This is a genomic window from Gluconobacter sp. P5E10, assembly GCF_018812145.1.
GTDB classification, from domain to species: domain Bacteria; phylum Pseudomonadota; class Alphaproteobacteria; order Acetobacterales; family Acetobacteraceae; genus Gluconobacter; species Gluconobacter cerinus.
This window is the reverse complement of record NZ_JACRVZ010000002.1, coordinates 250,955-265,107: the sequence shown is the minus strand read 5'-3', so window position 1 is coordinate 265,107 and position 14,153 is coordinate 250,955. Positions and strand designations below refer to the sequence as shown.

Annotated in this window: 14 protein-coding genes; 9 read left to right on the top strand and 5 right to left on the bottom strand. The window is 57.0% G+C overall.

Annotated elements, in window-relative coordinates; translation table 11 throughout:
- Positions 1-47: 47 nt before the first annotated feature.
- Together KP707_RS05205 and KP707_RS05200 are read right to left on the bottom strand one after the other, a co-directional pair.
- On the bottom strand, positions 48-425 hold the full coding sequence (locus KP707_RS05205) for a hypothetical protein (protein ID WP_211502370.1): 378 nt from the start codon (positions 423-425) through the stop codon (positions 48-50).
- A 47-nt stretch (positions 426-472) separates the two neighbouring features.
- Entirely contained in the window at positions 473-1,297 is an 825-nt protein-coding gene (locus KP707_RS05200) for a PadR family transcriptional regulator (RefSeq protein WP_198942055.1), read from the bottom strand.
- Positions 1,298-1,374: 77 nt separating this feature from the next.
- Between KP707_RS05200 and KP707_RS05195 the strand changes: the two genes are divergently transcribed.
- From KP707_RS05195 to KP707_RS05175, 5 genes are all read left to right on the top strand, one after another.
- Positions 1,375-2,112: a VTT domain-containing protein gene (locus KP707_RS05195; protein WP_346343884.1), complete on the top strand. Its 738-nt coding sequence runs from the start codon at positions 1,375-1,377 to the stop codon at positions 2,110-2,112.
- Positions 2,113-2,215: 103 nt separating this feature from the next.
- The gene (locus KP707_RS05190) at positions 2,216-3,469 is read left to right on the top strand and encodes a multidrug effflux MFS transporter (protein WP_086633529.1); all 1,254 of its coding nucleotides are present in this window, start codon (positions 2,216-2,218) and stop codon (positions 3,467-3,469) included.
- 14 nt (positions 3,470-3,483) lie between these two features.
- Entirely contained in the window at positions 3,484-3,834 is a 351-nt protein-coding gene (locus KP707_RS05185; protein ID WP_064275635.1) for a response regulator, read from the top strand.
- A gap of 65 nt (positions 3,835-3,899) precedes the next feature.
- A complete protein-coding gene (locus KP707_RS05180) occupies positions 3,900-4,439 on the top strand; it encodes an adenine phosphoribosyltransferase (RefSeq protein ID WP_046900606.1) in 540 nt (179 codons plus the stop codon).
- A 9-nt stretch (positions 4,440-4,448) separates the two neighbouring features.
- On the top strand, positions 4,449-5,264 hold the full coding sequence (locus tag KP707_RS05175) for an NADPH-dependent oxidoreductase (RefSeq protein ID WP_211502368.1): 816 nt from the start codon (positions 4,449-4,451) through the stop codon (positions 5,262-5,264).
- 16 nt (positions 5,265-5,280) lie between these two features.
- On the opposite strand, the gene KP707_RS05170 is transcribed toward KP707_RS05175, so the two are convergent.
- On the bottom strand, positions 5,281-6,264 hold the full coding sequence (locus KP707_RS05170) for a DUF563 domain-containing protein (protein WP_211502367.1): 984 nt from the start codon (positions 6,262-6,264) through the stop codon (positions 5,281-5,283).
- Positions 6,265-6,435: 171 nt separating this feature from the next.
- On the opposite strand from KP707_RS05170, the gene hrpB reads away from it, so the two are divergent.
- Positions 6,436-8,922, top strand: coding sequence for an ATP-dependent helicase HrpB (gene hrpB, locus KP707_RS05165; RefSeq protein ID WP_211506661.1), 2,487 nt, complete (start codon positions 6,436-6,438; stop codon positions 8,920-8,922).
- A 6-nt stretch (positions 8,923-8,928) separates the two neighbouring features.
- Here the strand turns inward: hrpB and KP707_RS05160 are convergent, their stop codons facing one another.
- On the bottom strand, positions 8,929-9,972 hold the full coding sequence (locus KP707_RS05160) for a nucleoside hydrolase (RefSeq protein WP_211502366.1): 1,044 nt from the start codon (positions 9,970-9,972) through the stop codon (positions 8,929-8,931).
- 68 nt (positions 9,973-10,040) lie between these two features.
- Positions 10,041-10,448 carry a DoxX family protein gene (locus KP707_RS05155; protein ID WP_211502365.1) on the bottom strand — a complete coding sequence of 136 codons (408 nt, stop codon included), beginning with the start codon at positions 10,446-10,448 and terminating at the stop codon, positions 10,041-10,043.
- 221 nt (positions 10,449-10,669) lie between these two features.
- Here KP707_RS05155 and KP707_RS05150 point away from each other — a divergent pair, with 221 nt between their 5' ends.
- The 3 genes from KP707_RS05150 to KP707_RS05140 all read left to right on the top strand — a co-directional run bounded on the left by KP707_RS05150 (position 10,670) and on the right by KP707_RS05140 (position 14,101).
- Positions 10,670-11,914, top strand: coding sequence for a S1C family serine protease (locus KP707_RS05150; RefSeq protein ID WP_099211577.1), 1,245 nt, complete (start codon positions 10,670-10,672; stop codon positions 11,912-11,914).
- A gap of 90 nt (positions 11,915-12,004) precedes the next feature.
- Positions 12,005-12,685 (top strand): response regulator transcription factor, encoded by a 681-nt coding sequence (locus KP707_RS05145; protein WP_046900612.1) that lies wholly within the window; start codon positions 12,005-12,007, stop codon positions 12,683-12,685.
- 3 nt (positions 12,686-12,688) lie between these two features.
- Complete coding sequence (locus tag KP707_RS05140) at positions 12,689-14,101, top strand: HAMP domain-containing sensor histidine kinase (protein WP_099211579.1); 1,413 nt, start codon at positions 12,689-12,691, stop codon at positions 14,099-14,101.
- Positions 14,102-14,153 lie beyond the last annotated feature (52 nt).

Sequence of the window (14,153 nt, the reverse complement as noted above, 5' to 3'; positions counted from 1 at the left end):
CGATCATCAATGGGCCGCTTGGGGGCTTCCTTCAAGGGGAGAACTGTTCAACCTTTCCCGATGAGTTCCTGACATCGCATGAATGACAGTTTTTCTCGAAAGATGAACAGAACATAGTAGTCCAGCTCACGGCTTCGGGTCTTTGTCGTGCAGGTATAGAATGGATAAATATCCAGCGGTCCCTGCAGCCCTGCAGGGCGCGGCTCTGACTTTAAAATACAGTCCACCCGGAACAGCGGCATATAAACCGCATCTTCCCCAGGATTGCGCCGGACGTGCCATAGATTCCGACGGAATTTCTTGAGCCGGTCAGGAAGCGCAAAGATCATTGATTTTTCAATGAAGCCGGCTGGAAAGACTTCAGGCCGATAGTACTGCATGTCTTCGGGCATATTGCAGAAGTAAGGGTGGTCCTGAACAATCATGACCACCCTTTACTCCATTCATTCTCATAGACGAAGAGGCGAGATCCTCAGTCGGCGGATGGCTTGTCTTCTGGTGTTTCACCGCTGATGTCGGCTGCAGCCTGCCGCAGGATCTGCACCACCCGGCGCAGTTCCTCCGCATTTGCTCCGCGACGGGATTTCAGTGCCAGCTTCAGAGCAAGACGTGCTTCATGCAGGTCCTGACCCAGGCTTGGATCAAGATCATTCACTCCACTGAAGGCATCCCGAACTTCCGACATCCGGGCACCAATCCGGGCGAGGACCTCGAGAATACGATTCGCCGTCTCCCGGTTCGCTTCGTAATGGGTGCGCCCCTCATCCGTGAGGCTGTAAAGCTTACGGTTGCCTTCCTGCGTGACGGCGGTGAGGCCAGCCTCTTCAAGATAGGTGAGGGAAGGGTAAATGACGCCAGGGCTCGGCTTGTAGAAGCCACCGGAGTGCTCTTCGAGGCGGCGGATCAACTCGTAGCCATGCGCAGGCTGATCATGGAGAAGCGCTTCAATGACAATCTGAAGTTCCTCAGCTGTCAGTTTACGACCACGTCCGAAAGTGTCGTCACCAAAGCCGCCGCCACCGAACCGGCCGCCGCCGCGTGATCCCCGGCCCCCAAAGCCGCGTCCGCCACGGCCTTCTCCACCCCGGCCACCAAATCGGCGCCCTGCGTGTTCGCCACGCTCTGGAGGAAATCCGCCTTCGCGGAAGTCCGGACCATCCTGCATTTTTTCTCCTTCGCTGGTTGATGCGTCGCTGCGGCGTCGACCACCCTTGCGATGCTTGTGTCCGCCGAAGCCAAAACCCCGGGAGAACCTTGAGAAACCGCGCTCAGCGCGATCGGTATCATGTTTGAACATTCTGTTTTCCTTCATTCGATATGTCGTACGATATAGTATCTTACGATATATCTGCAAGTGTTTCTTTTTCAAAATCTGTGCGTGCCATAGCCGCGTGCCGTTTCCGCTGGTATCCGGCGGAGATGGGTAGCCCGATCTCTTCCCCTCCTGATCCCGAACTGCGGCGCACATTTCGTCAGCTTGTGCCTTGGCGTGCGGCTCTGACGATTGGTGCGATGCTGTTGTGTGTCGCGCTGTTGCAGCGGTTGCCCTTCATTCATCGTCTGCTGGAAAACGCGCCGCATTGGCACGAGACTCCCTATGCAGCAGTCTGGTTCCTGCTACTGGCCATTCCGTATTGTGCCTGTGGTCTGCCGAGACAGGCGTTGTGCATTGCCGCGGGGCTGGCGTTTGGAGTCTGGGGTGGGCTGGGCCTGTGTTCTCTGGCGTATACGCTGGGGGCGATGGCGGCTTATGGCTGGGCCAGAGTGCTCGCACCGGTAAAATTTCGACAAAGGTTGCATGACCGCCTGCAAAGGAATTATGCAGCGCTGGCAAGAATCCTTCATCGCAAACCCTTCCGTGCTGTTTTGACCTTGCGGCTTATGCCTGTTGGGTCTGCTCTGCTGGTCTCCATGGCAGCCGGATTATTTGAACTTCCGCTTCCAGCCTTTGCGTTGGCAACCTGCCTTGGCGGTTTGCCTCAGAACCTGGTGTTTGTTCTGGTAGGGGCTGGCACACGTATTGGTCATATGATCCAGCTTGGTCTCGCGGGTGGCCTGTTTGTGGTTTCTGGCGTTCTGGGAGCATTGCTCCTGCGTCAGGCAGATGAATAACCGTTCGAACATCTCGTTCTGAACGATTCACTGGTTTGATCCGTTCGTGAGGGACGGGTCCTTTCTCATCTTCTGAACATTGCTTTTTCACAGGCAGAAACGAATGACAGAACAGAGCATGGCGTTCCGGCGTGGAGATACCATTCCGGGATGGTTGCCGCTTATGCTGGGTATCTTCACGGCAGTCGGACCTGTCTCCACAGATATCTATCTCCCGGCCCTCCCTGAAATGGAACGCCAGCTTCATTCTGCTCCCGGTTCAGGCAGTATCACCATGGCTGCCTGGGTTATTGGCCTGGCCATTGGTCAGATCACGATTGGCCCGGTGTCAGACAGGTTCGGTCGACGACTGCCGCTGCTGATTGGCATGATCGGCTACACAATCGGCGAGATCGGCTGTGCACTGGCCCCGACCATGACCATCATGTGCATCTGTCGGGTTTTTTCAGCTCTGATGGCCTCGGCCGGACTGGTGATTCCCAATGCATGCCTTCGGGATCTGACGGAAGGTGATGAAGCATCCCGCCTCATGTCGCGCCTGATCGTTGTACAAGGTGTTGTCCCGATTCTCGCGCCCATGCTGGGTGGCTTTGCGCTGAAGTTTGTGGACTGGCGGGTCATTTTCTGGGCCACGGCCGTCTATGGCGGGCTCTGTACCCTGATGCTCCTGACCGTATTCCCGGAAACGCTCCCCACGCAGGAGCGCCGGGACATGAGGCCTCTCTCCATCATCGAACGCTATATCTATATTCTACGGACCCGCAGCTTCATCACGAATGGCCTCGTCTGGAGCTTTCTGGGCTTCGTGACCTTCACCTATCTGACAGGCGCTCCCACGCTGTTCGAAGAGCGTTTCGGCATGTCTCCGTTCCATTATGGAATGCTGTTTGGTTTGTTCGCGGTCTGTATGATCGGGGCTTCCGCCATCAATGGGCTTGTGGTGGGGAAGGTCAGTACGACGCACATGCTTTTCAGTGCGCTGGGGATCAGTCTGACAGGCAGTATCCTTTTCCTGGCGCTGGCCGTCATTTCCGCTGTTGATCTGACATCGGGCGGACAGCTTCGATCCTTCTTTCTCTGGCCGCTGATCATCTCGCTTGTCATCACAATGGCGCCAACAGGCATCATTGGACCCAATTCAATGGTTGGCATTCTGTCCGAACAGTCCGAACGTGCAGGCTCGGCTTCTGCTCTGGCAGGAACAATGCAGTACCTGTTCGGAGCGGTAGCAAGTGCGCTGTTCGGTCTGATGTCCCCCGGGACGGCCATTCCATTTGCGGGCTTTCTGGTGTTCGCCTTCTGCGCGGCAACCGTGTTTGCTCTGCTGAGGCCCAGACTGCCATCATCAGCGCCCTGAAGGAGTTGAGAGTGATGCAGGTACTTCTTGTTGAAGACGATGTGGCCGTAGCCCTCGTGGTGAAGACGGTTCTGACGCGGGAAGGATGGGACGTTCATCTGGTTGAGGATGCTGAAAGTGCCTTGGCATGGGACGGGTCCGCAGACCTGCTGGTGACCGACTACAATCTTCCAGGTGTGCTCAATGGTCTGCTGCTGGCCCGGAAACTGCGGGAACAGAATGCCAGCCTTGCTGTGGTTCTCATGTCGGGAGACTTCGAGGAGGGGCAACTGATGGGGGAAAGTGTCGCTGTTCTGCCCAAGCCATTTCGCAGGAATGCGCTGCTTGAAGCCATCGATCAGGCCCGGAACGCAATCCGGGCTTGAGTTGTAGGGGAAGAGTCCCCTACATGGCCCGCTGTTTGCCACGCCCAGAAGAAAGCAGTGCCGCCATGTCGTTTCAGGAACCCCAGCCGCTCAACCTCAAGGACTACATCCGTGAGGTTCCCGATTTTCCGAAGCCGGGCATCCTGTTTTACGACATTTCCACCCTGATCCGCTCTGCCGAAGCCTGGCAGGTTGCAACGGGCCGTCTGGCACGTATCATCTCTGCCTGGCAGCCGGACCTGCTGGCCGGCATCGAAAGCCGCGGCTTCCTGACAGCAGCGCCTCTGGCACAGCGCCTCGGCTGCGGCTTCACCATGTTGCGCAAGCCGGGCAAGCTGCCGGGTGAGACAATCTCCCTGAAGTACGGTCTCGAATATGGCGAGGACGAACTCCATATTCAGGCTGATGCCATCAAGCCGGGTCAACGCGTTGTCGTTCTTGATGATCTGTTGGCCACCGGTGGCACGCTCGCGGCCTCCATCGATCTCCTGCGCAAGGTTGGTGCAGAAGTTGTGGGTGCCAGTGTGTTGATCGAGCTTGCAGGTCTCAAGGGACGTGACAAACTGGATGTCCCGCTGAATTCGCTCATCACTTACGAAGACTGAGGAACCACCATGTCCGGCATTTCTTCCCTGTGGCAGACCCGCTATCGCACTGACGCCCCGAAAGACCTGCCGGACAATCCGGTTCTTCAAACTCTCCTGAAACACCATTCCGTCCGGGCATATTTGCCGGATGCATTGCCAGCCGGGACGCTGGAGGCTGGAATCGCAGCATCCTCTTCTGCGGCAACGTCCAGTAATTTGCAGGTCTGGTCCGTTGTTGCGGTCGAAAATCCGGAGACGCGGGCAAAGCTTGCCGAGCTCTGTGGTAATCAGAAGCACATCGAAGTTGCACCGTTGTTTCTGGCTTGGATCGTCGATCTGGCGCGTCTGGAACGGATTGCGGAACGGGCAGGCAAGGGGAGTGAAGCGCTGGATTATGAGGAGATCTTCCTCATGAGCACGCTGGATGTCGGTATCGCTGCCCAGAATGCTGTGACGGCGTTCGAATCCATGGGGCTTGGAACCGTTTATATCGGTGGCTTGCGGAATCATCCGGAAGACATTGCCAGGCTGCTAAACCTTCCGCCCAAAACCGTTGCTGTTGTTGGTCTCTGTGTGGGACGTCCTGATCCGTCGGCTCAGAACGGTTACAAGCCGCGTTTGGGGCAGGATGTCGTTGTGCACCGTGAACACTATACCTCCGCAAGTGAAGCCGAAGGTGTTGCCGCTTATGACCGCGTTGCTGATGTCTATCAGCAGGAGCAGGGCCTTGCACCACGAGCATGGTCTGAAACCGTGGCAAGTCGTGTGGATAGCTACCACGGGTTGAGCGGCCGCCATGTCATGAAAGCCGTGCTCAACCGGCTGGGGTTTGCTTTGAAATAAAAATATCGGTTTTTGGTTATAGCGTTTTGGCCGCTTGGATTATGCGCTGTGCCAGAAGCCGTGGGTTATGGCAGACGACACTTGCCCAAAACCCATCGATCCCATGACCGTTTTCAAGAAGTTCGGGGTCATGAAGATAAAGGCCCCGGGTGTTCGTGGCCTTATCAATTAAAACCTGATTGGATGGGGCTTCGTCTGTGTGGCAAAGGGAAAGAATCCGGTTCTTCTGATGGAAGATGCCTGTGTGCAGGGATGAGCCGCTAAACCCCATAAACACTCCCCCTTCTTTCCACAGGCGAATTTGCTCTACTAATGTGAGGCTTTCGGGGGGCACAATTTCTACTCCGTGAGCAGCTAGATGATGTGTAAGCTCTTCTTCCTGTTCGATGCGTCGGATACCGGATTGTAAATGGTGCTTAGTGAAATAAATCATTCTATCTGGGCACTGTTTGACAGGCGTGGACACCAGGACTGATCCCAGCCAGTTCATCAGATCTTGATAGGTTCTGTGGATATGGCTGTTTTCCTCGAACGCGAGACCGGGAACTTCAATGGACTCAAAGACTGCCCCGTGAGGAAATCTGACAAAATTTTCCTCTTTCAAACCCAGGGCGTCCCAAAGGGTTCGAATGTGAGGAACCGCAAACATGTCCTCAACAGTGTAATCTTCATCAAAAACCAGGCGCAGGCGCGAGCGGTTCCCGGCTGACAGGTTCCAGAGGCGCGCGACGGCTCCTATGAGGAAATGACCATAGTGCCGGTTGACGTGCCCCAGATGAATATAGTGAAAATCCCTGCTGATTTTTGGAAGATCGGCTCCGGTTTCCAAAGTATACAGTCGCCCAAGAGGGGTATGGGGTTCTGGAAAGCCACGGAACGTCAGGGACTCAGTGACAACCCGACCGGAAGGCTCATAGAGGCCTTTTGCCTCTCCGTATCTTGAACGGGGCAACCATATGGCGCCTTCAATGATGCGGGTTGGTGGATTCTGCTCAATCAAAGCAGCATGTCCGTACATTTTTGTGCAATTTATGAGCATCAAGTATCCTGATTTTGCCCTAAAGCGTGGCAATCAATTCAATATGTTTATTTGAATGAGCCTGAGACATATATCTCCGTCAATGACCAATGCTGCTGTTCGACGTCTGGCCTCTAATTCCGGAGTTTTGTCCTGAGCGATTTCCTTTCTCCGGATCTTCCGGTTGCGGCTGTTCTTCCTGATCTTCTGAAAACATTAGAGCAGCAGCCGAATGCTGTTCTCGTTGCTCCTCCTGGTGCCGGTAAGACAACCCTGACGCCGCTGGCACTGCTTGAGGCATCATGGCTTGCGGGGCAGAAAATCATTCTGGTCGAACCTCGTCGTGTTGCTGTGCGAGGGGCCGCGGCACGGATGGCTTCCACGCTGGGAGAGCGACCGGGTGAAACTGTAGGCTTTCGTACGCGCACCGACAGTGCAGTCTCAGGCCGAACGCGTATTGAAGTTGTGACGGAAGGGTTGCTTGTACGGCGCTTTTTGGCAGACCCAACGTTGGATGGGGTTGGCGCTGTCCTGTTTGATGAGGTGCATGAGCGCTCGCTGGATCTGGATGCGGCTCTGGCGTTCTGTCTGGACCTCCAGCGTGAACTCAGGCCGGACCTCCGCCTTTTGGCCATGTCCGCAACGCCGGATGGGCGTGCGTTTACAGATCTTATGAATGCCGCCCTGATCGAGAGTGAAGGCCGACAGTATCCCATCGATATACGCCACACCCGGGATGTAATGCACCCGCGTGACCTGCCAGAGGCCTGCGCACGCGCTATCCGGCAGGCTTTTACAGAGGAAGAGGGCGATATTCTTGCGTTCCTTCCCGGTGTTGGGGAAATTCGCCGAACACAGGCTCTGCTTGGAGATGCTGTGCCTGTTTTTCTCCTTCATGGAGAACAGACGACAGAAGATCAGGACCGCGCGATTGCGCCATCCGACAGACGGCGTGTTGTGCTGGCAACCTCCATTGCCGAAACTTCCGTGACGGTTTCCGGCGTTCGGATTGTTGTCGATGGTGGTCTGCGCCGGGCACCGCGTCTGGATTCCAACACGGGGTTATCCCGGCTGGAAACACTGAAGATTTCGCGTGCAACGGCCACTCAGCGCGCGGGGCGTGCCGGGCGTCAGTCTCCTGGTGTCGCGATCCGTCTGTGGTCCGAGGCGACGCAACGCTCTCTGCGGCCACAGGATGCGCCCGAAATCCTTGTTGCGGATTTAACGGACTTCGCTCTTGTGACGGCAGCCTGGCAGGACGTCATGGGAACAGCGCCCGACATGTTGCCACTCCTTGATGCGCCTCCTGCCGGAGTGCTTGCGGGTGGGTGTGAGTTGTTGCGTGAGTTGGGTGCCCTGAATGAAGCCGGTCAGATTACGGCTCTTGGAAAACGGATGGTAGGGCTCGGAACTCACCCGCGTCTTGCGGCCATGCTCTGTGCAGCGAAAACCATCCCTGAACGTGTGACGGCAGCCTGCCTGGCCGCTCTTCTGGAAGAGCGTGATCCTTTGCGCCTTAGGCCGAATATGCCTTCCGGGGCATCTGCGGGAGCGGACATCCGCACACGTCTGGCTTTGTTTGAGCGGGATGATCCACGAGCGGACAGGGCCAGTCTGTTCCATATGCGTCAGGCGGCGAAACGCTTTCTGCGTCGCATGGGTGGCAAAGACCTTCCACTAAGTCCGATGCCGTCTCATGCAGGGCCACTTCTGGCTGCCGGTTTTCCTGATCGTGTGGCGCAGGCGGCGGGAGAAATTGGACGATTTCGGCTTGCAAGCGGCGGGAGTGCCCGTGTGCAGGCCAATGACGGTCTTGCACGTGAAAAGCTTTTGGCTGCCGCAGCTTTTCACACGCGAACGTCGACGGAAATCACGCTTGCGGCGCCTCTGGACGCTGAAAATTTACCCCAGACGCTTCTGGATCGGACAACCGAGCAGGTTGAAACCAGTCTGGACGGGGCTTCAGGTCGGATCATCGCGCGACGCAGGCTGCGTCTGGGCGCTTTGATCTTGCGTGATCGCAATACGGAAGTATCGCCTGAGGAGGCGCAGGCACTTCTTCTGCAGCAAATCGCGGCTGATCTTGCCCGCGCTCTGAACTGGTCTGGCGCAGCGTTTCAGTTCCAAGCCCGTGTGGCGCACGCACGCGCGACCTACGCGCCTCATCTGCCGGACCTGTCGATGGCCGCTCTTGCTGATGATCTGGCATGGCTGGAGCCATATCTGGCAGGCTGCGATCGTCTGACCCAGGTGAAAGCTCTCGATCTTCTGTCCATTCTTCGTGCCCGTATGGACTACAGCGACCTGTCCGCGCTGGATCGAAAGCTGCCGCCTCGTCTGACGCTCAAAGCCAGCACCCACGACATTGATTATACAGGGGCAGTGCCAACAGTGTCTGCGCGAGCGCAGGCATTCTATGGCACGGCCGGAACGCCGTTGCTCGCTGATGGCGCCGTGCCGCTTCAGTGTGCATTGCTCTCACCGGCGGGCCGCCCACAGGCGATTACCGCTGATCTGGCCGGTTTCTGGAAAGGGAGCTGGTCAGATATGCGGAAGGATATGCGAGGGCGCTACCCAAGGCATGACTGGCCCGAAGATCCGGCAACGGCTGAACCGCCAAAGCCACGTCCCAAACGCTAGGCTCCATCAGGCCATCTGGAAAACTGCCTTACGAAACAGGGAACGCACGCCTTCGGCGTCCACGTCCGTGCAGATCTGAACAGATGGGCGATTGTCCCAGTCTCCGGGTGGATAAACCCGACTGTCTGCTTTCTGAACAGATTCACCAAGGGTGACGCCTTCCGTCGAGACGCGAACAGCACCTTTCTGCGTTTTGAACAATTCCGGCGCAATCACGTATGCTGCGGCAGAGGCATCGTTGACATAAATGCCGTCCAGACCCAGCCCCCGATGAAACGTCATGTAGACCCGCGTGATATCCCACAGGAAACGGCCTGACTGGCCTCCATGCTGGCGCAGGTTTTCGAAGTAGGCGTCTGTCATCAGAGTTTGTGTCGTGACATCGAGCCCTACGATTGTCACCGGCCAACGCGCGGCACAGATCTCATCGGCAGCTCGTGGATCGCCATGGAAATTGGCTTCTGCCGCGGGTGTCACATTTCCCCGCGCATCGTGATGCCCGAATGCGCCGCCCATCAGCACAACATCCTTTACCAGACTGGCAATGTCTGGCGCCTTGCGCAGAGCAAGCGCGAGGTTTGTCATGTGTCCTGTCGCGACGAGAGTGATCTCGTGTGGGTTGGCGCGCACCAGATCAATGATGAGATCATGCGCGGGGCGAGGATCGAGTTTTTTGTGGACGGCCGCGAGAGGAATATCTCCCAGAGCGTTTCGTCCATGAATGGTGACAGGAGGGGACGACGTCACACCATCCAGAGACGCGCCCTGGCCTTTTGAAACCGGGACATTGATCCGGAAGCGTTCGGCCAGATAGAGCGCATTGCGTGTTGTGGTGTCGATCACTCCATTACCGGCCGCAGTCGTAATGCCCACCAGCTCGATGTTTGGCGTGCCATGCAGCAAAAGAAGCGCCATTGCGTCATCAATGCCGGGATCTGTGTCGAAAATGACTTTTCGTTGGGCAGGTGCAGCGCGGGTCATATTCGGAAGCAGAGACAAGGATGCAAACCCGGCGGACTGAGCGAGCAGGGAGCGACGGGACAGGCGCATGACAGGTCATTCCTTAAGAAAACGAAGTTACCGTTACCATCAAGGAATGACCTGTCTGCGGCAAGCTTTTAGCGGAGCCTGATTGCGAAGCGTCCTGCGCCAGCGGCGGCAAGAGCGAGCAGGCCACCTGCAATGCTGATGTTCTTATAGAAATGGATCATCATGTCGTAGCGGAGCATTCCGGACATCGTCCAGAAATGATGGCCGATCAGCCCTGTCACGATGGTGTAGAGGGCAAGAATAATCGCGATGGGTTCCACTAAAATGCCGCCAAGCAAAGCTAGTCCTGCCCCGAGCTCCACAACGATAGCGAGGATGGCTGACAGGGTGGGAACAGGCGCACCGGTCTGAATCATGTAGGATACTGCTGCGGGGAAGTCGGCGAGTTTGCCCCATCCCATGACGAGGAAAAGACCGGCGAGCAATACGCGACCTATGAGGAGAAGGGCATCGCGAGGCAGAAAATTGGTGAGCATCGGGAAAATCTTTCGAAGCAGAAGAACTGCCTTGAAAATATGAAAAGTAGATATTTTAAAAAATAGAAATGATGGAATGGTATGATTTCCAAAATGCCCATTATCGGGTTTTTACATCTCCCTTCGGCCTGGCAGGAAACCCCTGTCTGCGGCTTCTTTTAGGAGCTTTGACGGTTTTGTGTTAGCAGCTGAAACATGACGATGTTCGTGACCTGTTTCCCATGAATCGCTCTCTTCAGGCCGCTGCAATCGGGGCCGGAACAGCGACTGTCGTGACAGTAGGCCTGATGCTGGCATTGCGTCTGCACAGCCACGGAGAGCAACACGCTCCCACATCTCAGCCTGCTGCAACGACCATTCAACAGCAGGCCGTCAAACCGCTTTCGTCCGTTAGTCCGGACAGCCCTTTGGCAGGAGAAAGCACGGACGCACACGGGATTCCGACGCAGCCTCCGGTTCCCGCCGCGGCACCGGCACTGCCTCCCTTGTTGGTTAAATACGGTCCTTTGAGTTTTGCGCCGCTTGTGCGTCAGGTCATTCCGGCCGTTGTGAACATTGCCATTACCCAGAGCAGCCCGGACGGGCATGATCACGTTCCACCGCAAATCAAGGGAACCCCGCTGGAGAAGCGCTATCATGACCGCATGAAGCGCCAGCAGGACGAAATGGTTGGGGCAGGCTCGGGTTTCATCGTGGATGCCACCGGAATCATTGTAACCAACCGGCACGTTGTCGGTGGAGCGGACAAGGTAGTCGTCTCCCTTTCCAACGGTCATGAAATGCCGGCACGTCTTCTGGGAGCTGACCCGCTGACGGATATTGCCGTCATTAAGGTTGATAGTCCTGAGCCGTTGCCGCACGTCACTTGGGGTGACAGCCGTCAGACGGATATCGGAGACTGGATTCTGGTGGCAGGGAACCCATTCGGGTTTGGTTCGTCTGTGACGGCGGGCATTGTTTCCGCCGTAGGGCGTGACCTGGGTATCGGCTCCCTGGACGATTTCATTCAGCTCGATGCTCCTATTAATCCGGGAAATTCTGGCGGCCCGGCCTTCAATATGCGGGGACAGGTCGTGGCGGTGAATGCTGCTATCGTGACGCCTGCTGGGGGCTCCGTAGGCATTGGGTTTGGTATTCCGTCCGAAATCGTCGCCCCGATCGTGGCTGAAATCGAAGCAACTGGACATGTCGAGCACGGCTGGCTCGGTATTACCCTTGATGACGGGGACACGGACGTCGGTATTGCGGGTGTCGATAACGGTGGACCGGCCCAGAAAAGCGGTCTGCGCCGTGGCGACATCGTACGGCAGGTAGATGGAGCGCCCGTCATCAGCGCCCGTATGCTGTTGCGAAGCATCGCTGCGGCTAGACCGGGCATGGTTCTGAATTTTGGCGTCAGGCGTGGCGGCACGGACCTGACGCTTCCCGTTCATATCGGACCACGCCCCAAGAACGCGGATAACTGATCGAGCCTCCACTTTGACCCGTGGACACAAGCCGGTATTCTGAGGCCCTGATACGGCGCCCAGTCGCCCGGAAGGAAGAGAGTAAAATCAATGCGTATCCTGCTCGTTGAGGACGATTCCACAGTCCGCGCCTTTGTGCTCAAGGGATTGCGTGAAGCCGGGCACGTCGTGGATGAGGCGGATAACGGCAAGGATGGTCTGTTTCTGGCCGTCAGTGAAAATTATGACGTTGTGATCCTGGACCGCATGCTGCCCGGCGGGATTGACGGCCTGCGTATTCTGGAAACGCTGCGTGGACAGCAGAATGCGACGCCGGTTCTGTTGCTGTCCGCTCTGGCAGATGTTGATGAACGAGTGGCTGGCCTGAAGGCTGGTGGCGATGACTACATGACAAAGCCATTTGCCTTCTCAGAGCTTCTGGCCCGGATTGAGGCGCTCGGCCGCCGTGGTCGTCCTGAGTCTGCCCCTCAGACACGTCTGACTGTGGGCGATCTGGAGATGGATCTGCTTTCCCGGACGGTGAAGCGTGGGAACGAGAAGATTGATCTTCAGCCCCGCGAATTTCGTCTGCTGGAATTTTTGATTCGTCATGCGGGGCAGGTCGTCACGCGGACCATGTTGTTGGAGCGCGTGTGGGACTATCATTTTGACCCACAGACCAACGTGATTGACGTGCACGTTTCACGCCTGCGCCAGAAAGTGGACAAGCCGTTTGCAACGCCCCTCATCCATACGATCCGCAACGCCGGATACATCCTGCGCGCGGACTGACCCGTGAAAATCTGGCGCGGGTTCCGCCGTCTGGGGAAGCGCTTGCGCTGGCCGATCCGGTCTGCAGGGCTGAATTTTGCCCTCGCCTACGGGTTGGTGTTCATCATTTCTGCGGGCGTGTTCCTGTCGTTCATCTGGTGGAACACCACTGGCCAGCTTGACCGCCAGGTCGAAGCTGCCGTGCAGGTGGATGCCCACGATCTGGCACAACGCTGGGTTCATGGTGGCCCGGCGGCTCTGGCGCTCGCTATTCAGGACCGACTGGATCAGAACGTCGAGGATGACGAGCTGTATTTGCTCGTCGGGCCTGACGGTCGCAAATATGCTGGAAATCTACCGGGGTGGCCTGTGGTCATCACCCAGATGGATGAGTTTTATGAGCTCTCCATCCGCCGGGATGGTTTTCGCACCCAAGCCAAGATGCACGCCTTTCCGCTGTCGGAAGGCTTTCGCCTGATTGTTGGGCGGGATGTTCGGGGCCGGCAGGTCGTCCGGCACGTTCTGACCGATACGCTCATCTGGGCCTGGGTCATGGTCTCGCTGCTGGCGGCGGGTGGGACGCTCGCCATTCGGCGAATTTTCCGACAGGTCGTGCGCTCCATTGCCCGCACGACGTCTGCTGTAGCGCAGGGAGACCTCAGTCGTCGTATACCGCTGACCGGCAATGAAACCGATCTTGTCGCTCAGACGGTCAACACCATGCTCGAACGTATCAACCGTTTGATGGATGGCGTGCGGCAGGTCTCGAATGCCATTGCCCATGACCTGAGAACACCCATTGCACGAGCGCGCGCGCGTCTGGAAGATGCGAGCCTGACTGCCACGTCTGAAGACGAGCTCCGTGCGGCGATTGATCGTGCCGTTCTGGATCTGGACCACGTGACCTCCATTTTCGAAGCTCTTCTGCGTATCGCCCAGCTTGAAGCTGGCGCGCAGCGGGCGGCGTTTACAGTGCTGGACATTCCACCTTTGCTGGAAGGTCTGAGCGAGCTTTATGAAGCATCCATGGAAGACGCTGGCCTGAAACTCGATTTCCGGATCGGGGCACTGGCGCGGGTCAATGGAGACCCGCATCTTCTTCAGCAGGCTGTTGCCAATCTTCTCGATAATGCCATCAAGTTCGCGCCGGAAAATACGACGATCACCCTCTCTGCCGTCATGCAGAAAGGGCGTGTTGCCGTCAGTGTTTCGGATCAGGGCCCCGGCATGAGTGAACAGGATATGGCCCGTGCGTCAGAGCGATTTTTCCGTGCAGAAACAGCGCGGAATACCCCGGGCGCAGGGCTTGGGCTTTCTCTGGTGCAGGCTGTTGTTCAACTGCACGGTGGAACCATGGAGCTCTCGGACGGAAAGCCGGGGCTGCGAGTAACACTGCTTTTGCCAGCTCTTCAGAATGCAAAGACCCTCCCTGCATGACGGAAGTTTCATTCCTCCCTCACCCGTGGCTTAGGTGAGACTGTGTAAAGAG

Bases quoted from the DNA above. Each gene is read 5' to 3' on its own strand.
- KP707_RS05205 (WP_211502370.1), bottom strand. From the start codon at position 425: ATGATTGTTCAGGACCACCCTTACTTCTGCAATATGCCCGAAGACATG.
- KP707_RS05200 (WP_198942055.1), bottom strand. From the start codon at position 1,297: ATGTTCAAACATGATACCGATCGCGCTGAGCGCGGTTTCTCAAGGTTC.
- KP707_RS05190 (WP_086633529.1), top strand. From the start codon at position 2,216: ATGACAGAACAGAGCATGGCGTTCCGGCGTGGAGATACCATTCCGGGA.
- KP707_RS05185 (WP_064275635.1), top strand. From the start codon at position 3,484: ATGCAGGTACTTCTTGTTGAAGACGATGTGGCCGTAGCCCTCGTGGTG.
- KP707_RS05180 (WP_046900606.1), top strand. From the start codon at position 3,900: ATGTCGTTTCAGGAACCCCAGCCGCTCAACCTCAAGGACTACATCCGT.
- KP707_RS05175 (WP_211502368.1), top strand. From the start codon at position 4,449: ATGTCCGGCATTTCTTCCCTGTGGCAGACCCGCTATCGCACTGACGCC.
- KP707_RS05160 (WP_211502366.1), bottom strand. From the start codon at position 9,972: ATGCGCCTGTCCCGTCGCTCCCTGCTCGCTCAGTCCGCCGGGTTTGCA.
- KP707_RS05155 (WP_211502365.1), bottom strand. From the start codon at position 10,448: ATGCTCACCAATTTTCTGCCTCGCGATGCCCTTCTCCTCATAGGTCGC.
- KP707_RS05150 (WP_099211577.1), top strand. From the start codon at position 10,670: ATGAATCGCTCTCTTCAGGCCGCTGCAATCGGGGCCGGAACAGCGACT.
- KP707_RS05145 (WP_046900612.1), top strand. From the start codon at position 12,005: ATGCGTATCCTGCTCGTTGAGGACGATTCCACAGTCCGCGCCTTTGTG.